Here is a 25,993-nt window from a genome sequence, read left to right as displayed (position 1 = left end):
CTTACTTACCCTCTTGGCCAAATAAATGAGTCTCGGCAAAGGCGATGAATGCCTCCATGCCCGACTTGCCGGTTCTCTCTTCGACATCTGCCATGAAGGCAACGATGCTGCGCTGGTGACGAGCCGGCACCTTGCGGAAGCCCAGCAGATCGGTGATCGCGACCTCTGCGTTCTTGGCCGCCTCAACCGCTTCATCGTGCTTGCGACTGGATTCCGCCATTTCCTCGTCCAGATCGGTCAGCATCTGCTCGGAGTTGAAGTTGGCCGTGAGGTCTTCGGTCAGCACCGACCATTCCTTCTGGTCAAAGCCGATCAGCGGGTCTTCGTCGATGTCGAGAAGGTGGGAGATTTCTTCCTTCATCATCACCACGTCGTAGTCCAGCCCGACCGACTTGTTCTCTTCGATGCGCCAGCGCTTCACCTCATCGTCATTGAGGTCAGCGCGGATGATGACCGGCACTCGCTCAAGGCCCAGCTGACAGGCCGCTTCGCGACGACCGTGCCCGGCAATGATGACCATGTTCTTGTCGACCTGGATGGCATTGCCCTTGGAGAAGCCGTAGCGCTGCATCAGGGTCTTCAGCGTCTCGATGTGACTCTGCGGGTGCTTCTTGACGTTCATCTCGTAGGGCACGAGGTCTTTCGGATTGAGGTAGACGATTTCCTGTTCCGGCTTACTCATCGAAGGCTCCTACCAGGTGAACCAGGGCGTCACCTGCGTTGGTCATTGAATCTTCGTCATTGAACCCCTGCTCGGCCATCACGCGACCCACGACAGCCTGCACACGGGCCACATCGTCCATCGCGACACGGAAACGCAGCACTTGGTGGGTCTGTAGCGGGGCTTCGCGCTTCTCAGTCGTGCGCTCGACATCACCGATCTCGTCCTCGGGGTCGTCATCGAGGGAGTCGAGGTCGATGTCCGTCACCGACATCAGCTTGTCGAGGTCTTCGCTGGAATACGGCATGAAGGAGGCAAGATCGACCTCGCCGGAGGCAGCCAGCTCGTCCATCAAGTTCGCCAGCTCGAATGCGTCGTCCTGACCGTAGCGCCCGTTGTCCAGCAGCATCAGCTCCTTGGCACGGTCATCGGAGATGTAGCCGATGTTGTGGACGGCCACGTCCGTCAGCCCTTCCTCGATGGCGATCTGGACGCGGTGCTCGCCCCCGATGATTTCCAGCTCGCCCAGATCGTTCTCTCGGGCGACGATGGCGCCGATCAAACCATTGCGGCGGATGCTATTTCGCAGCTTCTCGACGTTTTCTGCCGACATCTTGTTGGTATTGAACGCGTTCTTTCGCAATTTTCGCGGATCAATCTTTATAACTTCGCTCATTGTGATAAACTCTGGAGTAAGTATTAAGGACGCGTGTTTTACGCGATATCATAAGTAAGCGATTACTTACCAGAAATATAAGGCAAAACGTAAGCGAGGAACAGCCCATGAGTTCTGTTATTCGCATCGCCCGCAACGCCAAAGTGGCGCAGCTGATCGACGGTGGTGCCGAAGTGAAGTCAATCTTGCAGTCGCTGATGTCGTATCAGGCGGCCGGCGCGGAGTATTCCAGAGCGGCGAAGGACGGAACCTGGGATGGCACCAGCACCTTCTTCGAGTGGGGGCCAGGCCGATTTCCCGCAGGATTTGCCAAGCCTGTCGTCACGGAGCTGAACAAGCGTGGCTACCAGGCACAGCTCGTCCAGAAAGCAATTCCGGCACCGCTTGGCCCCGAGCGTCCCGAGATTGACGCGTTCGGCTACACTGAGGCTTATAGCTATCAGCCGAAGGCCGTGGATGTTCTGATCAAGGAAGGACAGGGGATTTTTCAGTGTGCTACCGGCTGTCATGCGAAGGGTCAGTTAGTATTGATGTTTGACGGCTCGATGAAGGCGGTGGAGGACGTAGAGGTCGGAGACATGATGATGGGGCCGGACAGTCGCCCAAGGAACGTGATGAGGCTCTGTCGCGGCAGGGATCAGATGTATCGGATCACTCCCAATCGCACAGGTAAGCCATTCGTCGTGAACGGTGAGCACATTTTGTCACTTGAGCAGACGACGCTTCCAGAGAGGCGACCGGAAAGCATCTACAACGGCGTGTGGCGTGAGCTGACCGTCAACGAGTATTTGGCCGAGAGCAAGACGTTCAAGCACATTCACAAGCTGCATCGCAGTCGCGGGATTGAATTTGAGAGCGACGACCTGACCATAGAGCCGTATTTGCTGGGGGCGCTGCTTGGTGACGGGTCGATCAAGAAAGGGACTCCGGCGGTCACTACAGAAGACAGGGAGGTCTTAGAGTATCTTGAGGCTGCGGCTGCAACCTACGAGTCGATGAGGGTCACTACATCCCACAAGGAAGAGAGGTCTGCCAAGACGTATCGTCTGACTGCCGGCAAGCGAGGCGGCTGCGTCAGCAACCCTCTCACCGACCAGCTAAAGGCCCTTGAGCTGTGGGGATGCGGCAGTCACGACAAATTCATCCCGCACGCCTACAAGGTGGCTTCAGAGACGGATCGACTGAAGCTGCTAGCGGGACTGATCGATACCGACGGCTCTGTTCACAACGGCTGCTACGACTATGTGAGCAAGTCAGAGCGGCTGACGGACGACATTGCCTTCGTGGCTCGCAGCTTGGGTATGGCGGTGCATGCGAGCGTCAAGACCATCTCTTCGGGCAAGTATGCAGGTAACGTCTACTATCGATTGTCGATCTGCGGCGATGTATCCAAAATCCCCGTCCTGATCGAGCGCAAGAAGATCGATCCGCGTCGCCAAAAGAAGGACGTGTGCCTGACTGGATTCAGCGTCGAGGCGCTTGGCGAGGACGACTACTACGGCTTCCAGGTGGACGACGACAATCTGTATCTGCTGGATGACTTCACCATCACGCACAACAGCGGCAAGTCTCGGATCGCCAATATCGCCGTCTCCCGCATCCGTCGCCCTACCCTGTTCCTGACGACTCGCTCGGTGCTGATGTATCAGATGAAGTCGGCCTTCGAGGAGTCCCTTGCCTATCAGATTCAGCAGGGCGATCACTACTGGAAAGGCAAGAGCGTCGGTGTCGTTGGGGATGGAGAATGGAATCCTCGCCGGGCAATCACCGTCGGCATGGTGCAGACCCTCGTGGCTCGACTGAAGGGGCCGGATCGCTCAAAGCCAAAGGCTGAGCAGGAGCGTCAGCAGAAGGTTCGGGATCAGACCCTGCGCTTCTTGCAGATGGTCGAGTTCGTGGTGCTGGAAGAGGCTCACGAGGTCGGCGGGGACAGTTACTACAACGTCATGCAAGCGTGCAAGAATGCTCGTTACCGCATGGCGCTGACGGCAACGCCCTTCATGCGGGATGACCAGGAGTCCAACATGCGACTGCTGGCCTGCACCGGCCCTGTGCTCATTCGTGTGACGGAAAAGATGCTGATCGAGCGCGGTGTGTTGGCAACCCCTCACTTCCGCTATCACACGGTGGATTACGAGGTTGATCGGGACGGACTCGATCTAATGAAGGAAAAGAGCATATTAAACACTCGCCTGGGCAGGTCTACTCCTTGGCAAAAGGCATATAAGTTAGGGGTGATTTACAATAAGATCAGGAACAACCTGATCGTGCATGAGGCAGCAAGAGCCGCAGAACGGGGAATGCCGGTGATGATTCTGGTGTTGCAGAAGAATCACGGAAGGCTTCTTGAGAAGCGTCTTTCTGCCGCAGGCATCAAGGCGAGCTTTGTCTTTGGCGAGTCCAATCGTGAACAAAGGCAAAAAGCGCTCGATGACTTGCGTGATGGGAAGACCCAAGTGCTCATCGGGTCTACCATCATGGATGTAGGTGTGGATGTGCCCGCTGTGGGATGCGTAATCCTGGCGGGTGGGGGTAAGGCTGAGGTCGCCTTGAGGCAGCGTATCGGCCGAGGACTTCGGGCAAAGAAGCATGGCCCGAACGTGGCATTCATTATCGACTTCATTGATCGCGGCAACGGTCACCTGAAGGGTCATTCGATGGAAAGACTGGCTATCGTCCAGAACACGCCTGGCTTTAGCGAGAACGTGATCTACGCCCCTCAAGACTACGACTTTGCCGGTCTTGGCCTTTGACCCATACATCTGCGAATAACTAAGAAGGGAATTGAATTGTGAGCGAGAAAAAGGTCGTTACTGCCAACCTAACCATGAACTGCGACGCGCACGGAAAGATGCGCAAGCTGGCAAGGAAGACCGGACTGACTAACAGGGAAGTGATCGAGGGGCTTCTGGAAGGTTTGACCGAAGCCCAAGCCGAGGAACTTCTCTCATCCAAGGTCGAAGAGAAGCAGAGCGAGAAGCAGAATCGGATCAACCTGAAACGCGAAGTCGGCTCCATGAGCCCCGAGCGGGTAAAGGAAATCCTGAAGATGCTTCACAAGAACGAAGACTGATTCAGGAACGAACAAGGGGCGCAATGAGCGCCCCTTTTCTATGCCTGTCTGTCAGCCTATCGGGTGTTGTGTAGCGCCTGTCGGAACCCCAGCAGGCAGACCCAGTAGACGTAGAACATGACCGACGAGCAGATCATCACCAGCGGCACCCCGAAGTAGGCCCAGAGGTTACTTTGCACTTCCAGGCCGTAGCCTTTCGACAGGATCAGCACTGGCCCCCACAGCACAACGGAAGCTGCCCCCAGCAGACACATCGCCCCGGTGCTACCGAACAGCACAACCAGAATCAGTCGGATCATGCCTCACTCCTCGATCAAGAACAGGGTGATGCCCAGACCAGCGGCAGCACGCTGGAACCGCGCCAGATAACGCTCTTGGTTGTGACCCACGATCAGCAGAACCGCCGGCTTCTTGCCGGTCATCGCTGCGTAGTAGAGCGCCTGGCCGATGGCCTCAGCCCACTTGTTGTCGAAATCCACCTCAACGGCATACTCCGGCAGCAGGCAGTCCACCCGAGCGCGATCCTGAAGGACATATTCAACCTGCCCTTCTCGCTCGCCACACCACTCGTTCTGATAAGCAGACTCGCGCATGGCGCCATGAGCCAGAGAGGCGAATACGCCGATCATGACCACAGTGAAGATGAAGGTCAGAAAAGACTTATGCATTCAGCACCTCAGACAATTCGAGGCGAATCATGGCCTCGTTACGCGCAAACATTGTGGCCCCACGCAGCTCACCATCCACGAACGCCATGACGGTCGGAACTGCGGTGATATCGTGCTCGGCCATGAAGTCACCCTGCGCTTCATAATCGGCGATCACGAAGGTCAGGTGAGGATGTTCGGATTCGAGTCGTTCAAGGATAGGCACCAGGGAGTCACAGGGACGACCACACCATTCAGCGGTGAGCATCACGATGACTCCATCAGGGTTCGCCTCGACGAACTCGGACAGTGGGGAGTTGTCAGCTAGTAGCATCGTCGCTCTTCCCATCAGTGAAGCTCTTGCTGCCATCTGCATGAACCACGAGGTCTTCCAGCTCACCGATAGGCCCCAGCGGGAACTCGACGACATCCTCTTGGAAAAGCGCCTGGCTGATGCCGGCAATCTTCTCGTCGAGGTGGTGCTTGCGCTGCTCAAGACGTGCCACACGCTCCAGAAGAACGTCGATCTGGTCTTGCGTGGTGCCGATGGCTTCAGCCATGCGGTCACTCGCGTCGTTCATGCGGGTCAGAGCATCTTCCGCCATCTGGACGGACTGCTCGGCGTAGAGTTCACAGGTCTGGTGCTTGGGCTTGCTGGAAAGAAGGTTCATGCGCTGGCTCTCTAAGTAAGTGGTGACTTACACATGCTAGAGCGAGGCGTCGTTGTTGGCAACCATAAGTGGCCGTCAGGCTGCGCGGAGCGCCGCCGACACGGCTCTATAAGGTTCGAGGACTGCGGGGTGCCAGGCGTGGCAGGGATCAGGGCGTTCGAGCGTTCGGGGGAGGCACTGCAACCAGAGGGGCTATGGGGGCACAGGGGGCGGGAAATGCCAGTATAAGGGGGACGATATGGGGGCACAGGGGCCAGTATAAGGGAGGGGCTTCGGGAGTGTGGGAAATAGGCGGCTATACCCAGAAGCATTATAAAAAAAATCTAGGACTTTCGTTTTTTCTAATTTACTTTCCGTTCAATTTTCGATCTATCCTAAAACGCTCCAGAATCCATTCTAAGCAACGATAACGCGCGTCCTATCCGAAGACACAACGCGCGCTGTTTCGTTGCTTACGCGCTTGCTGAGCGCGTTCTATGCATCATGTCGTCATGCTGGATCAACAAGCGTTCTATTTCTTCCTCGCTTGCGTTGTGCGTGCTTAGCAGGATGTCACGCGCAAGCGTTAGCGCTTGGACGCGTGTTCTTTTAACAGTGCTGCATGACACAAGATCATCGGACAGATAAAAGCGCATGTTATTTGCAGGATCAATCGACACTGTGACTTGATCGAAAGACATATTCCAAACGCGACGCTTAATAACACAAGTAATCATTATTCTAATCCTTGTAAATAAAAGCGCGCTCAATTGGAGCGCGCTATTTAATGTTATTTAGATTGCAATGAAGTCTTTGTAAAGATCACTTTCTTTGTTGATTTGAACAGTGTCTTTGTCCAGCGCGGAAAGCATTTTCAATTCCTTTCCGAACGTGCAGAAGTATCCAGCTTGTGTCGCGGTCTTATGATCCATGATGCGCTGGATGTCTGCTTTGCTATACGTCGTCTTGCTGTTCGTCTTCATGCTTGTCTGGAGCGCGTTTAGCGCTTTGTCCAGCTTGCTTGCGTCCTTGTGAGCGCATGCTGTCAGGAAGCACTTGATGCGTTTTTTGTATTCACGAGACTTATTGACAGCGCTCGCTAAATCGACTTCTCGACGGATGATATACTGAACAGTCTTTGCGTCCAGCTCCAACAGTGCAGCGTTGTATTTAGCGTGCGTAATCTCCACGCTCAAATCGCGATAATCAATCTCCTGCTTTTCGGACTTGTGAGCGTAGTTCTCTAAGCGCTGCTTTGACGCTTCAATAATGCGCTGTTCTGTTTCGCGATGATTTTCGTTTTTGCTTTTGACTTTCAGCGTTGCGACGGATTCATTCAGCTTCGCGCTTTCCTCCTTCAAATATTCTTTCTTCGGATTCATAGCGGAAACGATGGACTTAGCTGCTTCGATAGTTTTAGCGATGTTTTTCATGATATTAATTCCGTTAGTTTGCGCTTACGCGCTTATTTAGTTATTCGCTGCTTTTATATTAAAGCTAGCGCTGCTGCGGACATATTGTTAAAGAACAGTCAGTTGAAGTCGTTGTGTCTCTCAGCTGACAATCACAGTGTAGTGTGACGCGTCACGCTTTGCAACACACACAAGCAATTTTTTTCTAATTTTTTTCGTGCTTACGTGAATAAGGAACGCGCACGCGTCTAGCATTGCCCGTCAGGGTGATCAAGAAAATCGCGGAAAATAAACCCAGATTTTTTTGTTGACGACCGAGAATCCCGTGTTCTGTCCAGATGAGGGAACCCCGCAACCGAGAAGCCCCGCAGATGAGGGAATCCCGCAATTGAGGGAAAGTGCAGATGAGGGAACCCCGCAACCGAGAATCCCCGCAAATAAGGCTGACCGCAGATGAGGGAATCCCGCAATTGAGAGTCCCCACGGTTGAGGTTGATCGCAGATGAGGGAACCCCACGGTTGAGGGCTGCCCTCAATTGAGGCTGACCCGCAGATGAGGGTGCCCCACGGTTGAGGTTGCCCCGCATTTGTGGGCGCCCCGCGGGTGAGGGTTGCCGTGGTGACCCGCCCTCTACCTACCGCGAGCCTTTCCCAAAATCCCGTGGTCAGGGCCGTGGCAATCAATACAGCCCCTTTCCCGATTCCCTTGGCATCGTTTCCTCTACCTACCGCGAGCCTTTCCCTGTCCCGAGGCTTTCTGCAGAAACGAAAAAGCGCCCTCTTGGGGCGCTCTCTCTTCTGTCTGGCCTAGGTGTAATTCTTGTTCTTGGGATAGGTGGCTTCGATCCAGTGAGCAAAGGCGTCGGCATCCAGGGACTCATACTTCAATCCGAGGTCCACCGCGATCTTGATGGCGTGGGGGTAGCTCTGGCAGAGGATCTTCTTGTAGCACTCACTGTCGGCAATGCACTCGACCATCGCGGGATCGTATTCATCGGGGGCATGGGCGACGAACACCTCGTCCTCGGAGGTCAGCACCTCGAACATGGAGTCGTTCAGCTCGGTCGTGATGGCGGTCATGTGGTGCTCCTGGTGTGTGAGAGACGTTTGCTCCTTGAGAGCGTGTCTATCATAAGTCACTGCTTACTGGCGCTCACACACGGAAGCCTGGCGAAAAAAGACCCGTTGCCTGGGAGCCTGAAGACCGTAGACCCGTTGCCGGGGATGGTGCGTGCTTTGCCACGGGGGTTTGACTGCCGGACTCATTGCGCAAAAGCCTGAGCCTGGGCAATTTCCTGTGGTTGTGCTCGGGAGACAAACCGGAGTTTCTGCCACGGCGACGGATTTCTCGGCAATTTTCTATCGCCACGGGGATTTCTGCATCCCGAGGCAGTCATCGGCATATCAAACGCTCGCCTTTCCCTGTCCCCTTGGCACTCTCGCAATATCAAAGTCCAGCCTTTCCCTCCCGCACACAGAAACGCCCAGAGAGCTTGCACACGGGGCGTTAGCTGTCTGGGCGTGTCTTGGGGTGGGTAGACGTGTTTTCGCGTCTCTGGCTACGTCCTGAGCACGATACTGTCGCCCCAGACGTATCCGTCTCCCTGTTCGGGGGTGACATAGCGAAGAGAGTCCAGTGGGCCAGGGTAATCGCCGGCACTGAGGAAGACGCGGATATCGCCGTGCTCGGCCTTGAGAGCTTCAAGTTGCTCGATCAGCTGGGAGATGGGCATGGCTCACCCCTCGTAGACAAGGCGGATGGCGTCATCCAGGGTAGGCACGTCCCGCATGCCCCCTGGCAGTCCACAGACCGCGTAGACACCCTGCCAGTCATTGTGGAAGACCTGACGACCCTGGTAGGCGAACACCTCCTCGAAACGATGGAAGGCCGACGTGGTTTTCCAGTTGGGGTCTTCTTTCTGCTCCCAGGCGATCCGAGACAGCTGCTCACGCTCGGCGATGCGTGCCTTGACAGCCTCAAGATCGACGCCCATCAGCTGCGCCATCATTTCGACGGTTTCCATGTCGGCATGCTTCATGTTGAAGTTGCGGGAGGTGAAGAACTGTGCGGCGAGAGACATGTGTTTGCTCCTTGTTGATTCCGACTTCTAGTATCAGCTGGAGATCAACGGCATAGAATCACAGAGATCGTTTTCCTGAAAGCGGTCTTTTGCCATCAGGGTAAGTTGTTGGTGACTGATTCTAACCACGGTTACGTTGAAGCGTTCGGTGCCTGGTCGTCAATAGACCGTTTGACACCCTCCCCTGCATTTGCATTCCTGAAGGGACTTCTTATACTAGGACACGTCGATGGCCCAGTAGGGACATGACAGTCGTGAAAAGCGTCGGCAACAGTTCAGTGTGATGCCTGGAGCATAGCGCCTAGCGGTCAAGGAACGACCGCTGGTTACTACCTCCGGGCAATTTTAGGGGATGGCGAGTCAGTAAGTGTTGACTTATAGTTAGGCCGGCAGTAGCCTGTGTTCATGGATTCAGGGTTCGCCATCCCCCCTCCATCGTTTGACTCCTTCCTACACCCCGACGGACTTGTCACTGTCGGGGTATTTTTATGCCTGGCGTTCAGGAAACCTCTTCAGGCCACTGCGGTGATCCGGTTGTCCTCACGAATCTGCGCCAGCTGCGTGACACCCCAGATGATCGACATCAGGCGGTCAGTGGAAATCACCCCGACTGTCGCCTCCAGGTCGCTCACGGCTTGATGGTAGTGACGGCCCTTGATCGTGACCCTCATCAGTTCCTCGCACGTATCCTCGGCAAAACAGACAACATCCAGCGCCTCAGACTTCGCGTCATGGCAGATCACGTAGACCTCCAGATTGTGCGTATCCACGATGGCTTCCAGCTGATCGCTGGCCCTGGCTGTCTTGAACTCGCAATTCAGGTAGCCCGGCACATCAATCTCACTGCTGAAGCCGACAGAGAGCTTGTTGCGAGTGATCGTGCAGATGCCGGTGATGGAAATGAGGTTCATGTGATAGGACTCCTGCTGTGTGTGAGTCGCTATTGTCTGATGCGCAGGACTGGGGCTCATCACACCCAGCACACAGATCAGGAGCCAGCATTGCCACGGTGACTTGCAGACCAGATCGACAGCCTGGATGACACACGCCTTCCTGGGACGCAATCTGCCAAATCACGGATTGGGAAATCCGGTTCGACAGACGCCGCGGCAAACCATTTCTCTTGCCGAGGATGGTCAGATGACTGGTTGAACGGTTGAGCGGTCAGATGGCAAGGGAATGGCGAGCCACGGCAAGTCCCCTCTCCCTGTCGGCAAAAATCCCTTGGCTTCCAGAGAGAACGGCAAATGGCGCCTTCCCCAGAATGGCAGAGCCACCCGTATCCCGAGACAGAGTGAACCGTGGGGAGGCAGACCCTTGGCAGTCCGTCGATATGTATAGCGCCCCTTTCCCAGTCCCGAGTGTTGCGTAAGGTTCGGTGAAATGGGGAAGGCTTTGGCAGAGGCGGCAATGCGCCCACATTTCCCCTCCCTCCCCACCTCCCTGTTTTCCTCTACTCACTCACACCACCACCCTCTCTCCCTGATCTCTCTGCTTCCCTGTTTCCCTCTCTCCCTACCTCCCCCACATCCCTGTTTCTCTCCTTCCCTACACCCTCAAGCACCTACTCCCGTGACTCTCTCCTACAGGCATTCCTACCCCCCTGTATCTCTCTATTCTGTCCCTATACTGGACTCCTTGGTCTGATTCCCCTCTGGAGCAGCTGTCATGCGGTCTGTAGAGGATTGGTCAGTCTGGATTTGTTGCATTTTTTGCAGACCAGTTCTCATCCGAGTGTTGTGTTCGTGGTGCTCTCTGAGACTGTCAGGGAAGCTCTCTGTGACGTTTTCTGTTTCTCCCCCTTTGCTTCGTGTGTCTGTCGAGTTTTCGTCTCTTGTGGAGGATTTCTGGGGGATGCTGAGCCTTGGAAAAGTTTGTCTGTTTTTCATGGTGTTCGGGAAACGGGAAAGGTCAGGTTCCGAGGGTCTGAGCCTTGGAGAAGAGAGACTGGATTCTGTGGTGTTCGGGAAAGGCGGAAACTGCGGAATCCGAGGTTTGCAGGACTGCTTGGTAGCCTGGTTCTGGGGAAACCCCACATCCGAGGGTTCAGTTCGTCAGAGTTTTTGCATCGAGTGCCTCATTCCCTCTAAATACACATCATCCGAGGATATAGAATCTATAGATATCGGACGGGAGAAACGGAGCCGGCGGAGGTTGCTCATCCGAGGTTCCTTGGTGTCTCGGAAACCGCTGATCCGAGGTTCGTCAGAGTTTTTGCATCGAGTGCCTCATTCCCTCTAAATAAAACCCCTCTCCGAAGAATACAGAGAAACAGATATCGGACGGCTGAAGCCTTGATCCGAGGAGCTTGAGGTCTGAGGCTGAACCTCGGATTCCGAGGGTTCTGGATCTGCTGGATGGCTGAGGCGGAGTTTTTGCATCGAGTGCCTCATTCCCTCTAAATAAACACCTTCATCCGAAGATATAGATCTACAGAGAAAACAGATATCGGACGGGATCGAGGTTGGAGCTGGAAAAATTGGCGCGCGGCCGACCTCACCCTCAGCCTGGTCAACATGAGACTGCTCGGTGCCGATCTGTGCTTCTGGCCTGCTCTCCCGCTCCTGTTCCTCTCCTGACATCCTCCTCGCACCCCACATATCGCTCGGAATCCGTCTGTAAGCTCCCCTGAGCGCTTCTAAGCGTTTCCGTGCGCGTTTCCTTCCCCAAGCTGCTATCGACGCTCAGGGACGCTCCTGAGAGCTTCTGGGGCTATCCGTGTCTGTCCTGACCCACTCACATCGTCGGATCGTGTCTCTGGGGCTGTTCTGAGTGCTTCCAGACCGGATTCCTATCGTGTATCGGAGCTTGATCGAGGATGTGCGTCTCAGGATCGTCGGGAGAGCGTCTGTAAGCTCGCGTGTGCGACGTTCTCGTCAAATCCATGTCATCGCATAGCTTGAGCAGAAAACGTCTCAGAGGAGCTTGTAGGAGGAAATGACGGATTGAATGGGATGCGTCTCTCGATCACCGGATTTCTGTCTCTCGGGAGCGAGATTCGGGAGGGTCAGATTCGAGGGCGTTTCGCCTGGTGTAAGGATTGGATTTAGACCCAAAAAACTTGACGTTACGTTGACGTGCGTTTTGGCCGTTTTGAGGGTTTTGCTCAAAATGACAAACCCCCGTGCCGTCTGGGCTGGAGCTATGTTGACGTGCCTCGGAAATGGCCATTTTGAAACGTCAACTTGGTTCTTATACTAAGCCCTCTGGCAGCCTCGAAATGTCAACTTTTTAAATGAGAACCAGTCTCATCTACTATCCTGCAGGCACAAAAAAGCCCCTCTGGACAGGAGGGGCCAATAGGCTGCACTCGGAGGCGGTAGGGACGGACAGCCTCTCTTGCGGTCTTACTCTGCTTCGGCGATGTCCGCTTCACCGACGGCTTCTTGCTCTTGGGCGACAGCTTCCTCTTCGACCTTCAGCAGGCCCATCTTGAACAGCAGACCCAGATCGACGACATGGCTGACTCCATTCGGATCGGTCACGCTGAACTTGTCGAAGCCTTCCTGGCCGGCATTGCGGGCAAACAGGTGAGCGGCTTCAATCGGGTTGTTGGCCTGAACGGCTGCGGTCATGGTGATGCGGAAGACTGGTGCCTGGACTTGGGCTTGCTCGGACATGGTGGACTCCATGAGGTTGGGACAGGACAGGTTGTGCCCGCATCTTATAGTAAGTCACAGCTTACTGACAACACCGGAGGCGACTTTTCTTCCAAGCAAAAAAAAGCGACCCCAAAAGAGGTCGCAAAACGGAATTATCAAAGAGAAAACATCGCTTTGATGAGATTCATTATACGCGTCACGCTAAGGGGTAGTAAACAAAAGCGTGGCGATCCACGGACTCATTCACTGTGCTCGGCGCTCAATGAGGCGGATGTGGCACTCTGCTTGAGCATGTCGGCGATAGCCTGGACGTTGCCGGCCAGGTCGTCAGACTCCAGCGCCTTGATCAGATGTGAAGCAATTTGGTCTTTCAGTTCACATGCGAAGGCTGAATCGTAAGCCGCCAGGCTCACGTATTCGTGGGAAAGCACCTGCGGGTCCATCGGATGGCGGTAGCTGTCGCTCTTGATCGCCATCATCATGCTCTCGTCGATGATCCGCTTGCCCTCTCGGGTGTGGATGTAGCAGATAGCCGCAGTTCCGTCCTCATTCAGCAGCTTGCTGTCGGCCATGTCCTCAGTGAACGGGAACACGCGGATGGCACGGGGACGGCGGACGAACAGCTGATCGAACTCGATGGCGACATTCATGACGGTGACTCTCTTCTGTGAAGTAAGCGGTGACTTATACTTGGTCGGGAATGATTCGTCAAATGCCGAGTGAGTGATGTGCCGCAACCTCCTGATTTACTGAAGGTTGTCACCAAAAAAGCGCTCCAGTTTTCGTCTGTGAGCGCTTCAATTTTCCAGCTATGTCATGACAAGGACTCAGCGATCCCGTCTCTCCTGCGCGCTTCTGGAGCGATCAGTCGAAGTTGGCAAGCTCTCCAGCTACTGATCTTCCTTGAGATGCATCCACTGGCAGACATCCACCCCCTGGCTTCCGCGCGTGTCTCGATACGCCTTCAGCTCGCTGACCACCTCACAAGCCTCGAAGAACGCATCATCGGCAGTGCCCGACAGTGCATACGGCAGGTCAGAGTAAGGTTCGCCAATAAACACAATGTCAAAGCTGCGGTCTAGGCGCCGAGCTTCCAATACTGCCTTGAGCGCATCCCCATTGGCCGGCGGCCAGCTCATTATCAGCACCTCGAAGTCGAACATCTGGACGGCACTCATGGCGCTCATGTCGATCACATCATGCACCAATCCGGCCTGGCTGCCGTCATGGCCCGAGAAACGACTGGTGGCCTGAATATCCACACCGTGAGACGCAAGCGCCTGTGACAGCCACCCTCGCCCGGCAAACACCTCCAGGCATCGACGGTTGCCGATCTGTGCTGCCAGCTGGCCCGTCCAGTTCATGTCGATGACACCCCACATGCCGGTAGCGCTCCGCAATACCCCTCGATCCTCCTCCTCGGGTTTGAAGCGCGCCGGCACCGTGAGATTGTCGATGGCATTCTGGCTGTAGTAGCTCAAGCCGTTCATGAGATTCCTCCTCAGACCGAAAAATGGGGACTCCGCAGAGTCCCCTCACACACACAGCCTCTCACGCTGTATTCGAGTGGCGTTGCTTGAAAAAACGGGGAGCAGTATCACTCCCCCAAGCACGACCGAAGCCCTCACGCCTCGTGAATGAACCCTCGTCGGAAGACTCATTCAGGAGGCGGGGTGTCTCCACCCCAACTCCTTTCGTTATCACATTCCAGTGGCTTTGAACTTCTCGATCATCGCGTGACCTTCGTTGACCTTGCCCTCGTCGTCGATCAGACCGAAGGTGGTCATGATCTTCATCAGCTGGCCGGTCTGTGCGTTGGAGGTTCCGGTCGTGTAGCTCTTGCCGGGATTGGACAGATAGCGGTGACGGAGGCTCGCTGAGGAGATTTCCCCGGCAGTGATGAGCTGATCCAGTGCGATCCGGCTATAGACGCTCAGCGAGCTTCCACGGACGTGCCAGTCGATGAGGTTCAGTGCCTTCTCGCGTGTCTTCTTGGGCAGGAGATCGCACTTGGCCAGCACGTCATCGCGATAGGCTTCGGCTTCCACCTCAGTCCAGGCGGGATACATCTTCCAATCATCGGTGGATGCACCCACCTTCGAGGACACCGCCTCGGAGACGTTGATGGCATCCTTGGGTTCATGGGGCTTGCTCTCGCGCTTGGCCTTCTGCTTGGCAGCCTCCTTGCCCATCGTCGTGCTTTCGCTCTTGAGCTTGGCGGCTTCCTCTTCCGTGAGAGTGGCGGCTTCGAGCTTGGCCTGGCGCTCTTCTGCCTTCAGGTCGGCTTCCAGATCATCAAGGTTGGCTTCTTCATCCTCAGCAGTCTCCGGCGCTGCATCGAGGTCGATGTCGTCGAGGTCATCCAGTTCGTCAGCGGCCTCTACCTCTTCTGCAGCAACCTCCTCCTCCTGCGCTTCGAGGTCTTCCGCTGCCTCTGCTTCCTCTTCCGCTGCCATCTCTTCCTGAGCGGCCTTCAGAGCGGCGTCGGACTCGTCTTCTACCGCGACCTCTTCAACCTCAAAGTCCAAGCTGTCGATGGAGCCATCTTCGGTGTCTGCGAACAGTGCATCGAGGTCGTCGAGCTGGTCGATCTGCTGAGCTGCGTTAGCCATGTGTGATTCCTCTTGGTTTCTGATTAGTTTGTGTGGACATCTCCTTTCCACACTTTCAATTTTAGAGACTTGATAGCGGCAGTTAGCATCTATTTCTATGTTTTTTACTGCACGTTGCCGTCAGAGTCCCGATAGTAAACAGACACCAATCGGCCCTTGAATCCGTAGTAGACAGCCTCCGCGAAAAGCGCGAGAAGCGATGAAAGGCCCATGATTGGCATGACGATAACGGCCAGCACTCGATCAATACGCTTGTCACTGTCGGCAGTCATCTCGAAGGCCAGCGAGAATGAGGCAATCAGAGTCCGGCAGATGGTCAGCGGCAGGTAGGACACGAGCTTTGCCAGGCACCGGAACGACACCTTGTAGCAAGGCCCAATTTCACTGGGTAGCGATGTGAATGCGAGTGTGGCGCGTTTCATAAGTCACCTCTTACTTATCAAGTGAAGTCCGAAAAAGCTGTGGGTATTCACGACGCGCCTTGAAGAAACAGGTCATCATGAGGTGGGTGTCGTAGAGGGCCGAGTGAGCCTTCTTCTCGTCGTAGACATAGCCCAACGCCTCAGCCAGCTCCTTCAGCTTCGGGTTCTTGCCGTCAGGCGTAGCCCAGCGTCCTTCCAACATCGTGTCGAAGGTCGCGACATCCGGCAGCTCAAGCCCGATCCTGTCGGCCTCATGCAGCAGGAACGGCAGGTCGAAGCCGTCTCCGTTGTGCGCTACCAGAAGGTCAGTGCGCTGTAGCAACTTGATTAGCTTCGGGGCAACCTCTTCCCACACCGGCTCATCCTTCAGCTCCTCCAGCGCGATGCCATGCACCGCCTGGGCCTTCGCATCAATCGAGCGCTTCGGGTTGATCCGCTGCACCCACTTACCCAGCGCTTTGCCGGTGTTGTAGTCGTGCAGTGTGCAGGCTATCTCGATGATCCGATGGCCCTTTTCAGCTGAAAGGCCGGTGGTTTCAATATCCAGTCCAGTCGCGATCATAGTTGGCAGAATCCTTTTTTGGTGAGGGCGTCAATCACGGCGTTCCAGGCTCTGAGATTTTCTACACTGGCCATCTCTTCTTCCCCGAACACCTTGTTTATCTGTTTGATTATCCTCCAGCTATCGTCTCGGATAACCACTTCAAACTCTTCCTCCTCTCGCCAGGCCACCACAAACTGTCTGGATTCCGGCTGGAAGGCGACGTATCGCCAATCCTTCTGGTCATCCTCGACTTGCCTGGCTTCCTCGATCAGCACACGCCAGTCCTCACTCGTCAGGCCGGAGATGCAGGCCCAGAGGGTGTCCAGCATCAGATTCATTTCGCGGTGAGTGATCCGGCCTGACTCGAACAGATGGAGAATGCGCCCCAGCTCATCCATCGACTTGCGATCAAGCTCTTCTTCGGGAGTGGGTATTTCGTGAATCATGTGGCTCTCCATTCCTTGTCAACGAGAGCATTTTCCTACTTGCCACGATGGGGCTCATCAGGGCCGTGAATTGATATCTCCAGACATGGTGGAAGCCTTGCCGACAGTGCCCTTCACGAACACGTCGCCTGACATGGTTTTCGCCCGCTTCACATCACCCTCTACCGTGATGTCGCCGGCCATCGTCTCGACAGCCTCAACCGATCCGGTGATGTGGACATTGACGGTCAGTCGGTCAGCCAGGGAGTCAACCACCTGGCCATCCACGAACACCTTCCCGTTGCCTTCGATCACCACGTTGCGACCCGAGTAATGCTTGCCGTCGATCACCACTTCAGTTCCCCTGTTCAGCACTGCATCCAGAATGCGTTTCATGTGTGTCACCTCAGTGGAGTTGTCCGGCGGTTTCCTGATACATCTCACCGATCATCCGCTCCATGTGTTCCATACGGCGGGGCAGTGAGCTGGCTGTCTCGGGCAGGAAGCTGGTGTTGCAACGATTCATGGGATTGAGGGCCAAGCCCTTCACGATGGCGCTGATCTGGAAGTTCCATGACCAGCAGAAGATGCCCTTCTCAGCAGCCGCCTCTTCCATAGGTGGATCGAAGGAGTTGGTGACGATGATGGCCTTGTCAAAGAACGCCTCTTGGGCGCGGTAGCACTGGTCGATGATCAGGCGCACCGTCTCCGACTCGATGGAAGACACGTTGTGAGGCATGAAGGAGAGCGTCATGGCGGCAATGTCCATGAAGGTGCGATCTGCAATGAAGTTGTCCCCGGCATCCGACAGGATGTTGATCAGATGGCCGATCATGCCCTGCTGCACCTCAAGGCGCTTGGCAAAGGGAAGCTCTTCATTGGGCGTCACACCGTAGGCGCGCAGCACGTCCGACAGGCTTGTCTCGACGAAGGCGATGTTCCACTTCTTCGCAACGGCTTTCGCCAGGGTGGTCTTGCCCGACTTGTGGGCGCCGGTGATGCCGATTCGATTCATGTCCTCTCCTTACAGAAGGTCGATGCGGGTGTAGGTGTGAATGTCAGCCTCGTCAGTCAGCTTCTCGACGCTGGTTTCGACGTAAAGGCCATTGCGATCAAGGTTCGGGAAGAAGGTGTCGGCGCTCTCTGCTTCATGCGGCACCCTGGTCAACAGGATTTCGTGAGGCAGCGCCAGGTTGAGGAACTGCTGGTAGACCTCACCCCCGCCGATCACGAAGAAGCTGTCTTCCCCGCTGATCTGCGCTTCGTGCAGCGCGAGCACCGGAGATTCGATCAAGCGAACATCGGTGCCGGCAAAGATGGAGTCACTGTCTGTGCGGGTCAGCACGTAGTTCGTGCGATTCGGGAGGGCGTGTCCGATGGACTGGTAGGTCTTGCGACCCATGAGCACTGAGTGGCCTTCGGTCGTTTCACGGAAGTGGCGCATGTCCTCTGGGATCTTCCACAGAAGCTCATTGCTGGCACCCAACTCCCAGTTCTTCCCGACCAGGGCAATCATTGTGATCTTCATAGCGGTTACTCAGTCACCTGTTACTTATTATGCCCCGCGCACGGGGCACCTGTCATTTGCGTAGCGTCAGCCGAGTCCACGCTCGGCCATCATGTCGTCTATCAAAGCCTCGCGAGCGCTCAGCAGCACCTTGTTCAGCCGATCAACGTGCTTCTTGGCTACGATGGACACGCCATCACTTGAGGGGCGAGAGGCTTTCTGTGTCGGCCGGCCTCTGTTGGCGTGATAGCCGAAGTCTGAGGAATAGAGGCGAATGCCGAGTGTATTGATGTCCATGTCCGTCTCCTTATTTCCCAGTCAGCTTGTTGATGATGGCTTCGACCAGCGATCCCACCGCTGCATGTCCGATGGCTTCCTCGGAATCAATCGGTCGCAGGCTCAGCGCCTTGATCTCGCGATCACCGTCGTCAATGACCGCGACGTGATTGCCAATCTGCTCGGACAGTCTCTCGAACGCCTCACACATGCCTGGCAGGACGGGCATCATCGGCACCTCGCCCTCTTCTGCCTTGTCACGACACTCGGACAAGCTGGCATACATCATCCCGACCCCGACGTGGGCTGCGAGGACCATCGGGCCAAAGTGCTCGCGCAGCGCCTCTTCCATTGCCTCCAGGCGCTCGGCCTTCTTCTCCAGCTCTTCCACCTGCTGCTCCAGCTTGGCCCGCAGCATGCCCTCGTCGATCACCTTGTTGGTCAGGATGTCGTTCTCGCTCTGCAACCGCATGAGGGTCGCGACTGTTTTTGGATTTGCCTTCACTGCACCGGCGTGAATATCGAATACGTCAGCCATGTTCCTTCTCCTTCAGTGTGTGTCGTGTGTCTTCGCTGTTGATGTAGCTATTATCTAATGTGCTGCACAGGCGATCAGTAACTCATTACTTACTGTTTTTCTTATGAAAAAGCCGCGAGTGGCACAAATCCTGCTCGCGGCTGAAACTGGTCGCTTCGGCGCAAGTATAAGTAGCCGCTTACTGTTTATGCAAGCAATCCCTCCATCGCCTCGAACACGTCGATCAGGTAAACGTCTGCATCTGCCTCGCCGTAGCAGAGGTGGCACAGACGAATCTCAGCGTCCTTGGGGTTCGCGAATGCCTCCAGAGGGCGCAGGGAGCCGTCTTCCTGCTCTTCTGCGACTTGATAGCGGTTTGCGGTCAGGTAAGCGCTCAGGCGGCTCTCACAGCCCTCACAGCGGTGATCTCGGCCAGGCTCATCCGTTACCCGCACCTCATCCCCTACCACCAGGCCACCACACAGTGACTTGCCGTCGAGGCCGATGTAGTGAAGAGGTGAATCCCCGGCGACTCCTTCCGCGCCAAGCCAGCCCATGTGTCTCATGCCGTCTCTCCTTTGAGTGTGTAGCTCATTGTCCGATGCTGAATGCAGGCAAACAAAAGGGCCCCAGCGCGTGCTGAGGCCCGTGAGAAGGCGGCTATCGTCTTGTGGCGCCGCGCTTCATCAACTCTTCAGATAGCAGCTCCACCCACCTTCGTGCTGATCGGGAGCCGGAAGGCAGATTGGGGATCTCTCCCCGCCTGATCTTCTGGATGGTGTTCTGGATGTGCGAGCTGGTCATTCGCTTCAAGTGAACCGCCTTTCGGTGCCGGCCAGGCCACACCCTGAGCGGAATCCCCGTGTCGAAGATGTTGCCTGCCTTTCCGAACTGGGAGTTCACATGCTCGACGTTCTCCCTCTCGACGGCGGACAGCTTGATCAGCGGGTTGAACTTCCGAATGCCCTCGTCAGCGTCAGAATCCACCGTGCTTTCTGGAGCAGGTGGCTTGCGCTCAGTCGTCAGGAAGCCCAGCGCACCCCACTGTGAATCCTTCATGTGACCTCCTATACAGCGATGGGAGCCTTGATGGCGCTTTCGTGCTGATAGCCGTGAACGATGATGTCCTCGAAAGAAAACTCGCTCGGATCGGTGACATCGCCTACCAGCTCGACGAAGGCTGTCGAGTCATAGCCAGCACGATCGCTCTGCTCATCCACCTGATCCATGTGGTTCGAGTAGATGTGCGCATCCCCGATGGTGTGGACGAACTCGATAGGCTCCATGCCCACACACTTCGCGATCATGTGGGTCAGCAGCGAGTAGCTGGCGATGTTGAACGGCACCCCGAGGAAGAAATCACCGGAGCGCTGATACAGCTGGCAGCTGAGTCCGCGGCGAGCACTCATCACACGCCCCAGCACCTCTTCTGTGACCTTGCGACCGGCCAGCAGTGTCTCCCGCAGGATCGTCTCGTTGACGCTGAGGGGCTGGCCCGAGATGACCTTGTTCTCGATGCGCTTGCTGGCAATGCTTAGGCGCCAGGCACTGTTCAGCTCGAAGGTGTAGAACTGCACGAACGAGTGGCACGGCGGCAGGGCTTGCTCTTCCACAACCGCAGGATTCCAGGCAGAGACGATCAGGCGTCGGCTGTCGGGGCTGGTCTTCAGCTGCTGGATCAACTCGGCAATCTGGTCGATCTCGCGATTGACCGTCACCTTGCCGTTCTCCTGCATGATCTTCTCGAAGCCGCGAGCCTCGTAGATGGGCCACTCGCAAGCATCAACCACTCGGGTGTCATTCCAGTGACGCCATTGCACGCCGTATACCGGCCCCAGGTCGCCGTTCTCATCTGCCCATGCATCCCAGATTCCGACCTTATTTTCCTGCAGGTAGGCGATGTTGCCCTCACCCCGCAGGAACCAGATCAGCTCATGGATGATGGAGCGCAGCTTGAGTTCCTTGGTGGTCAGGAGAGGAAGTTCCCCGCCTACCAGTGAATAGCGCATTTGCTGACCGAAGAGGCTCATGGTGCCGGTGCCAGTCCGATCTTCCTTGTGATGACCCGAGACAGTGATGTCGGCGGCAGCGTCAAGGTAGGTAGCGTCTGTTTCGTTCATGATGCATTCCAGAAGGTATTGATGAGAGGTGTGTAGTCGGCAGTCGCCATCAGCATCAGGAGCAGGAAAGCGGTTCCCTTGAGTGTGGTGATCATTTCATGTCCTTAGTAAGTCACTGATGACTATGTTGACGGAGCGCACGACGGCGCTCCATCAAGTGCCTGTTGGGTGTTAGAGGGTGATGTGAACCAGCGGGGCCAGGTCTACCGCCTGGTAGAGCGGGTTCTTGATGATCTTGCCGGTCGCCTTGCACTTCGCGATCCAGCCGCCTGATGCCGAGCGATTGAACGAAAGCTCGTCGGCGCTCATCTTGCTGTTCATGTTGGCTGCCATGAACTCGCGGCAGGCTTCTTCATCCGGCAGCTCACTCGGGAGCAGCTTGCTCATGTTGGACTGGTGGATGGCGGTCATGACTTCCAGCGGGTCAGCCGACATGGAGGTCTTCATCAAAGTCATGATGGTGAGTGCCAGGGAAGCAGACATCGGGGCCACAGCCAGCTTCGCCACGTCCTCCTGTTCCTCGAAAGACATCACCGACTCGATCTCTTCCAGCACCAAGTGCTGCATGCGGACGAAGTTGGTGCGGACGAAGCGATGGAGTGAGCCGGCTGCCTCGATATCGAGTCGGACGCCTTCCACCAAGTTGCCCATCTCATCTTCACTGAGGTGCCCGAAGACCTCCTGAGCCAAACCTGACAGGTCTTCCTTCACGGCACCGCACTCCACCAGGTTGCCGATCAGCAGGTAGACGGCATCACCCATTGCATCGACCACCTCAACAGCGTCCCGAGCCAGGGCGGCCTTCAAGCCCTCCAGCAGCTCTTCGTTGATGTAGGTCATGCGCTCGATAACTCGAACTTCGCCCAGCGATTCAGTCAGCTCGGCACCAATCGGATGCTCGAAGACCTCATGGAACTCGTGAACCATCGCGCCGGCCGCCTCGAAGGCAGTGACCAGCTCTTGCGTGGTGACGGGGGTAACGGTGGTGGTGACTGCGACTTGTTCGGTCATGTGTGACTCTCTCAGTGTGGTGTAAGTATTCGCTGACTTACTCATTATGACGCAATGAGATTGGCGTCCAGCGCAAACAAAAGGGGCGCAGCCGAAGCCACGCCCCGAGAACGGCGTAAGTATGCCGTTACTTATACTTGGATGTCGAGGTCGATCTCTCTCAACGCGCCCAAGTCCAGATACGGATTGATGCGACCCAGCAGGTAAGAACTCAGCTCGGCCTCCTGCGGAGCCACCTGCACATTGCCGGAGTAGAGATACTTGTTGACCCACTGGACGCGGTGCGGCTCCAGCTTCTCAAACATCGGCTTCAGGCCACTGCCGGCCATCGTCTGATTCACGCAGCTCTTCAGGAAGCCATCGACAGTATCCACATCGAGGCCCGGCACACGACGATCCTCGCTGAGAAGATGCTGGCACCAGGCCAACTCCTGCTCGTAGGTTTCGCGGTAGATGGTTTCCATCTCAGGGATCATGGCCTCGAAGTCAGCCTTCCACTCTTCCCCCTCGCGACCAGTGGCGAAGGTCTTGAGCATGTCCCCGATGGCCTTGCGATGCAGCGCCTCATCACGGGCGATGAAGCGGATGATCTTGGCGTTGCCGGCCATCACGTTCAGCTTCTCGACAAAGGCAAACGAGCACAGGAACGACACATAGAACCGGACGCCCTCAAGCGCGTTCACAGCAGCCAGTGCCTTGATGACAGCGCGACGCATGACACGCGGAGTGACCATCGCGTGACCGCCCTGGGACGGCACCATGTGATAGCCGTAGCCATAGACGGAGTAGATCATGCCCAGCTCGATCAGCTCGTCATAGGCTTTGGTGACGGACTGAGCGCGGTTGATGATGTGCTCATCCAGAACGATTGAATCGAAGACGGCTTCAGGGTCAGGGAAGACGTTGCGGATGATGTGGGTGTAGGAACGGTCATGGATGTTCTCGAACGCCGGATACAGCGTCAGCCATGACTCCAGCTCCGGCAGAGACGCAATCGGGCCAAAGGCCAGCATCGGTGCCCGAGCCTGCACAGAGTCGAGCAGCGACTGGTATTTCAGGTTCGCCAGGAAGATGTAGCGCTGACCGTCGTTGAGCACGTTCCAGAACTCGATCTTGTCGCGGCTCAGGTCAACCTCAGTCGGCATCCAGAACTGGGCCAGCTGGTTCTCGGCGGCTTTATCGAGGAAGCGGTGCTTCACGCGGTCATAGCGGGCAACGTTCAGCCCTTCCCCGAGGAACATCGGCTCTTGGGTGGTATCGACTTGCTTGGTGTTGAAAGTGCTGTAAGTCATTGGTTACTTATCCATTTGGTTAAAGGGAGCAAGCGCCGCTGTCGCAGCCCATGTTGGAGTCGATAGGTTCTTCTTCTTTCGCCTGGCTCATGCTGGTCGCTGCCAGCAGCGCCTCCGCCTTTTCCTCGTCACCCTGACCATCGCGGAAGTTGCTGTAGTAGAGCGTCTTGCCACCGATGCGATAGAAGAACAGCGCGTCGGCCACCATCTCCTGCATCGGCACCATGCCGTCTTCATAGAGGCTCGGGTTGTAGTTCGTGTTGGTGCTCAGCGACTGGTCGAAGAACTTCTGCATGATCCCGCAAAGCGCCAGGTAGCCGCGGTTGTTTGGCATCTCCCACAGCGTCTCGTAGGCATCCTTCAGCTCGAAGTAATCCGGCACGATCTGCGTGATGGTGAAGTCAGCATTGCCCTTCACGGACACCAGCTCACGGGGCGGCTCGATACCGTTGGTGCTGTTGGACACCTGACTTGAGGACTCACACGGCATCTGGGCGGACAGGGTGCCGTTACGCATGCCGTGCTCGACAACCTGAGAAGCGAGCCATTCCCAGTCCAGCTTCAACTCAGCCGAATGCAGCTCATCCACCGCCTTCTTGTAGTGGTGGATCGGCATCTGGCCGCGCGAATACTTGGTGCAGTGGAAGCCCGGTGCCGCACCGAACTTCTTGGCCAGCTCCATCGAGGCTTCGATGAGGTAGAACTGGAACGCCTCCATGTATTCGTGAACGAGGTTGTTCGCGGAGCCGTCGCTGTATTTCACACCGTTCTTGGCGAGGTAGTTCGCCAGGTTGGTCACGCCAATGCCCAGCGGGCGATACTTCATGGTCGCGTTACGAGCAGCCGGCACCATGTAGTCCTGATAGTCGAGCAGCGCGTCGAGGAACTTGACCAGAACGTGCGCCACACGACGCAGCTGAGCCGGCCCGACACGACCCATGTTGATGCCCGCCAGGGTGCAAAGAGAGACTTCACCGTTGGGGTCATCGACGGTCTGCATCGGCTTGGTCGGCAGGGTGATCTCAACACAAAGGTTGGTCATCCGAATCGGCGCAATCTCGGTGATGAACGAGCTGTGCGTGTTGCAGTGGTCAACATTCATGATGTAGACGCGAGACGTTTCACCACGCTCGATGAACAGCGCGGTGAAGACATCGACTGCACTCAGCGTCTTCTTGCGAATGGTCGGGTCTTTCTCGGCTGCCTCGTAAAGCTCGATCCACTTGGCGGTGTCAGCGAAGAACGAGGTATACATGCCCGGCACTTCATGCGGGGAGAACAGCGTAATGTCCTCGCCTTCCTGCAGGCGTGCCCACAGATAGCCGTTGAGCTGGATGGTGTGATCCATACGGCGCACACGGTTCAGCTCCAGCCCCTTGTTGTTCTTCAGCACCACCAGGTTTTCGTATTCCAGGTGCCACAGAGGCCACATCATGTTCGCGGATGCCCCACGGATTCCGCCCTGGGAACATGCCTTCACCGACGCTTCGAACTTCTTGCCAAACGGCACGACGCCAGTGTGATAGGCCAGGCCGCCACGGACAGCAGAGCCTTCAGCGCGGATCATGCCCAGATTGCCGCCCAGACCCGCGCGTGCTGCCCCGTAGAGGCTCGCCACGTCACATGCCGCATTGATCTCGGCCAGTGAGTCGCCCGCCTCTACTACGACACAGGAAGAGAACTGGCGAAGCGGAGTGCGGACACCGCCCCAGATCGGAGTCGGCAAAGAGCCCTCGAAGGTGGTGACGACATCGTAGAAGTCCTTCACCTCGCGGATCAGCTCATCACCGGAGTAGTGGGTCGGCAGGACAGCCATACCGATGAGCATGGCGGCATGCTGCGGGGCGTCGTAGATGCGGTCAGTGACACGGTTCTTGATCAGATACTTCGTGGTCATCTGCATGGAGCCAGCGAAGTGGAACAGATCATCACGCTCGGGACGGATGTGGTCGTTCAGCTCTTCCAGCTGGGCATCGGTGAACGGCTCCAGCAGCTCCTTGTCGTAGATGCCCTCCTCGATCAGATGCCGAGTGTGCTGGGCGAGATTCGGATAGGTGTAGGTGCCATAGGCTTCTTTGCGGGCACGCGCAATCTCAAGGCGCCCGGCAACGAGTGAGTAGTTCGGATGCTGACCTTCTTCCACGCCGATCAGCTCGGAGGCTGCCTGGGTGGCGATTTTGTGAAGCTCGGAAGTCGGCATGCCGTCGTAGACGTTGGTTTCGATAATCTTGGTCATCAGCTTGACGCTGACGCCCTTCAAGTCACCGACGGCGTAGAAGAGGATGCGTTCGAGTTTTTCGAGGTCGAACGGTTGCTTGGAACCGTCGCGCTTGATGAGATTCATTGGCAAATCCTGTGGTGGAGTTCAGGGGCCAATGATATGTAAGTAAGCTCTGACTTACTAGGCTTGACAGAGCCATTTCAGCTCTGCCAAGCACAAGATGTGGGGGTGTGAGGGAGGGGTC

Annotated in this window: 31 protein-coding genes; 2 read left to right on the top strand and 29 right to left on the bottom strand. The window is 56.3% G+C overall.

Features of this window, described 5'->3' with window-relative positions; all coding sequences use genetic code 11:
* Position 1 precedes the first annotated feature (1 nt).
* Together R2R70_RS02245 and R2R70_RS02240 are read right to left on the bottom strand one after the other, a co-directional pair.
* Complete coding sequence (locus R2R70_RS02245; protein WP_410977119.1) at positions 2-682, bottom strand: ParB/Srx family N-terminal domain-containing protein; 681 nt, start codon at positions 680-682, stop codon at positions 2-4.
* On the bottom strand, positions 675-1,337 hold the full coding sequence (locus R2R70_RS02240) for a ParB/RepB/Spo0J family partition protein (protein ID WP_410977118.1): 663 nt from the start codon (positions 1,335-1,337) through the stop codon (positions 675-677). Before R2R70_RS02240 ends, R2R70_RS02245 begins: the two co-directional genes overlap by 8 nt.
* 107 nt (positions 1,338-1,444) lie before the next feature.
* Here R2R70_RS02240 and R2R70_RS02235 point away from each other — a divergent pair, with 107 nt between their 5' ends.
* Both R2R70_RS02235 and R2R70_RS02230 read left to right on the top strand, forming a co-directional pair.
* Positions 1,445-4,090, top strand: coding sequence for a Hint domain-containing homing endonuclease (locus R2R70_RS02235; protein ID WP_410977117.1), 2,646 nt, complete (start codon positions 1,445-1,447; stop codon positions 4,088-4,090).
* 38 nt (positions 4,091-4,128) lie between these two features.
* Positions 4,129-4,410: a hypothetical protein gene (locus tag R2R70_RS02230; protein WP_410977116.1), complete on the top strand. Its 282-nt coding sequence runs from the start codon at positions 4,129-4,131 to the stop codon at positions 4,408-4,410.
* Between the two features lie 56 nt (positions 4,411-4,466).
* Here R2R70_RS02230 and R2R70_RS02225 read toward each other — a convergent pair whose 3' ends face one another.
* From R2R70_RS02225 to nrdA, 27 genes are all read right to left on the bottom strand, one after another.
* A complete protein-coding gene (locus tag R2R70_RS02225; RefSeq protein WP_410977115.1) occupies positions 4,467-4,709 on the bottom strand; it encodes a hypothetical protein in 243 nt (80 codons plus the stop codon).
* 3 nt (positions 4,710-4,712) lie between these two features.
* Entirely contained in the window at positions 4,713-5,078 is a 366-nt protein-coding gene (locus R2R70_RS02220) for a hypothetical protein (protein ID WP_410977114.1), read from the bottom strand.
* Complete coding sequence (locus R2R70_RS02215) at positions 5,071-5,391, bottom strand: thioredoxin family protein (protein WP_410977113.1); 321 nt, start codon at positions 5,389-5,391, stop codon at positions 5,071-5,073. The genes R2R70_RS02220 and R2R70_RS02215 overlap by 8 nt, the downstream gene beginning before the upstream one ends.
* Entirely contained in the window at positions 5,378-5,728 is a 351-nt protein-coding gene (locus R2R70_RS02210; protein ID WP_410977112.1) for a hypothetical protein, read from the bottom strand. Before R2R70_RS02210 ends, R2R70_RS02215 begins: the two co-directional genes overlap by 14 nt.
* Positions 5,729-6,501: 773 nt before the next feature.
* On the bottom strand, positions 6,502-7,140 hold the full coding sequence (locus R2R70_RS02205; RefSeq protein ID WP_410977111.1) for a hypothetical protein: 639 nt from the start codon (positions 7,138-7,140) through the stop codon (positions 6,502-6,504).
* 786 nt (positions 7,141-7,926) lie between these two features.
* On the bottom strand, positions 7,927-8,199 hold the full coding sequence (locus R2R70_RS02200) for a hypothetical protein (protein WP_410977110.1): 273 nt from the start codon (positions 8,197-8,199) through the stop codon (positions 7,927-7,929).
* Between the two features lie 479 nt (positions 8,200-8,678).
* A complete protein-coding gene (locus R2R70_RS02195; protein ID WP_410977109.1) occupies positions 8,679-8,852 on the bottom strand; it encodes a hypothetical protein in 174 nt (57 codons plus the stop codon).
* Positions 8,853-8,855: 3 nt separating this feature from the next.
* Positions 8,856-9,200: a hypothetical protein gene (locus tag R2R70_RS02190; RefSeq protein ID WP_410977108.1), complete on the bottom strand. Its 345-nt coding sequence runs from the start codon at positions 9,198-9,200 to the stop codon at positions 8,856-8,858.
* A 512-nt stretch (positions 9,201-9,712) separates the two neighbouring features.
* On the bottom strand, positions 9,713-10,111 hold the full coding sequence (locus tag R2R70_RS02185) for a hypothetical protein (protein WP_410977107.1): 399 nt from the start codon (positions 10,109-10,111) through the stop codon (positions 9,713-9,715).
* 2,436 nt (positions 10,112-12,547) lie between these two features.
* Positions 12,548-12,820 carry a hypothetical protein gene (locus tag R2R70_RS02180; RefSeq protein ID WP_410977106.1) on the bottom strand — a complete coding sequence of 91 codons (273 nt, stop codon included), beginning with the start codon at positions 12,818-12,820 and terminating at the stop codon, positions 12,548-12,550.
* A gap of 221 nt (positions 12,821-13,041) precedes the next feature.
* Positions 13,042-13,452, bottom strand: a complete 411-nt coding sequence (locus tag R2R70_RS02175) for a hypothetical protein (RefSeq protein ID WP_410977105.1) — start codon at positions 13,450-13,452, stop codon at positions 13,042-13,044.
* Positions 13,453-13,692: 240 nt separating this feature from the next.
* On the bottom strand, positions 13,693-14,292 hold the full coding sequence (locus R2R70_RS02170) for a hypothetical protein (RefSeq protein WP_410977104.1): 600 nt from the start codon (positions 14,290-14,292) through the stop codon (positions 13,693-13,695).
* Positions 14,293-14,502: 210 nt separating this feature from the next.
* Complete coding sequence (locus tag R2R70_RS02165; RefSeq protein ID WP_410977103.1) at positions 14,503-15,414, bottom strand: hypothetical protein; 912 nt, start codon at positions 15,412-15,414, stop codon at positions 14,503-14,505.
* A gap of 104 nt (positions 15,415-15,518) precedes the next feature.
* Positions 15,519-15,836, bottom strand: coding sequence for a hypothetical protein (locus R2R70_RS02160; protein WP_410977102.1), 318 nt, complete (start codon positions 15,834-15,836; stop codon positions 15,519-15,521).
* A gap of 10 nt (positions 15,837-15,846) precedes the next feature.
* Positions 15,847-16,398, bottom strand: coding sequence for an exonuclease domain-containing protein (locus R2R70_RS02155; RefSeq protein ID WP_410977101.1), 552 nt, complete (start codon positions 16,396-16,398; stop codon positions 15,847-15,849).
* Positions 16,395-16,826, bottom strand: coding sequence for a hypothetical protein (locus R2R70_RS02150; protein ID WP_410977100.1), 432 nt, complete (start codon positions 16,824-16,826; stop codon positions 16,395-16,397). Before R2R70_RS02150 ends, R2R70_RS02155 begins: the two co-directional genes overlap by 4 nt.
* 57 nt (positions 16,827-16,883) lie before the next feature.
* The gene (locus tag R2R70_RS02145; RefSeq protein WP_410977099.1) at positions 16,884-17,201 is read right to left on the bottom strand and encodes a hypothetical protein; all 318 of its coding nucleotides are present in this window, start codon (positions 17,199-17,201) and stop codon (positions 16,884-16,886) included.
* Between the two features lie 10 nt (positions 17,202-17,211).
* Positions 17,212-17,820, bottom strand: coding sequence for an AAA family ATPase (locus tag R2R70_RS02140; RefSeq protein WP_410977098.1), 609 nt, complete (start codon positions 17,818-17,820; stop codon positions 17,212-17,214).
* Between the two features lie 9 nt (positions 17,821-17,829).
* Positions 17,830-18,333 (bottom strand): dihydrofolate reductase, encoded by a 504-nt coding sequence (locus R2R70_RS02135; RefSeq protein WP_410977097.1) that lies wholly within the window; start codon positions 18,331-18,333, stop codon positions 17,830-17,832.
* Positions 18,334-18,399: 66 nt separating this feature from the next.
* Complete coding sequence (locus R2R70_RS02130) at positions 18,400-18,609, bottom strand: hypothetical protein (RefSeq protein ID WP_410977096.1); 210 nt, start codon at positions 18,607-18,609, stop codon at positions 18,400-18,402.
* A gap of 10 nt (positions 18,610-18,619) precedes the next feature.
* Positions 18,620-19,126 (bottom strand): hypothetical protein, encoded by a 507-nt coding sequence (locus tag R2R70_RS02125; RefSeq protein WP_410977095.1) that lies wholly within the window; start codon positions 19,124-19,126, stop codon positions 18,620-18,622.
* A gap of 185 nt (positions 19,127-19,311) precedes the next feature.
* Positions 19,312-19,671, bottom strand: a complete 360-nt coding sequence (locus R2R70_RS02120; RefSeq protein WP_410977094.1) for a hypothetical protein — start codon at positions 19,669-19,671, stop codon at positions 19,312-19,314.
* A 94-nt stretch (positions 19,672-19,765) separates the two neighbouring features.
* Positions 19,766-20,164: a hypothetical protein gene (locus tag R2R70_RS02115; protein WP_410977093.1), complete on the bottom strand. Its 399-nt coding sequence runs from the start codon at positions 20,162-20,164 to the stop codon at positions 19,766-19,768.
* Between the two features lie 8 nt (positions 20,165-20,172).
* Positions 20,173-21,225 (bottom strand): thymidylate synthase, encoded by a 1,053-nt coding sequence (gene thyA / locus R2R70_RS02110; RefSeq protein ID WP_410977092.1) that lies wholly within the window; start codon positions 21,223-21,225, stop codon positions 20,173-20,175.
* 171 nt (positions 21,226-21,396) lie between these two features.
* On the bottom strand, positions 21,397-22,236 hold the full coding sequence (locus tag R2R70_RS02105; protein ID WP_410977091.1) for a hypothetical protein: 840 nt from the start codon (positions 22,234-22,236) through the stop codon (positions 21,397-21,399).
* Positions 22,237-22,367: 131 nt separating this feature from the next.
* Positions 22,368-23,528, bottom strand: coding sequence for a class Ia ribonucleoside-diphosphate reductase subunit beta (gene nrdB / locus R2R70_RS02100; RefSeq protein ID WP_410977090.1), 1,161 nt, complete (start codon positions 23,526-23,528; stop codon positions 22,368-22,370).
* A 19-nt stretch (positions 23,529-23,547) separates the two neighbouring features.
* Positions 23,548-25,872, bottom strand: a complete 2,325-nt coding sequence (nrdA, locus tag R2R70_RS02095; protein ID WP_410977089.1) for a class 1a ribonucleoside-diphosphate reductase subunit alpha — start codon at positions 25,870-25,872, stop codon at positions 23,548-23,550.
* Positions 25,873-25,993 lie beyond the last annotated feature (121 nt).

This window comes from Cobetia sp. SIMBA_158, assembly GCF_046566945.1.
Taxonomy (GTDB): domain Bacteria; phylum Pseudomonadota; class Gammaproteobacteria; order Pseudomonadales; family Halomonadaceae; genus Cobetia; species Cobetia amphilecti.
This window is presented reverse-complemented; position numbering and strand designations above follow the sequence as displayed.